Genomic DNA, 206 nt, shown 5'->3' with positions numbered 1-206 from the left:
CCTTGTTAGAGACTAACTACATCGATTTCAACCGAACTTCCCAGCGCTTATTTGGAAAAGGAGCCTATCGTTTTACATTTAACCGCGATAGCAATAGCTCTCCTGAGCGCTTGAAACAAATTTATCAGGAATTCACGGAAGTCATGACCAATCGCCGCTATATGGTCACCACAGGCGATTCAATACAGTCATTAGAGCTTAAGTAC

General features: G+C 42.7%; 1 protein-coding gene. It reads left to right on the top strand.

The window, feature by feature from the left end:
* Positions 1 to 206: hypothetical protein (locus Lbru_RS17375; RefSeq protein WP_162262411.1), on the top strand; the 206-nt coding region annotated here is incomplete at both ends.

Origin of the sequence: Legionella brunensis, assembly GCF_001467025.1 — a bacterium.
Lineage (GTDB): Bacteria > Pseudomonadota > Gammaproteobacteria > Legionellales > Legionellaceae > Tatlockia > Tatlockia brunensis.
This window is presented reverse-complemented; position numbering and strand designations above follow the sequence as displayed.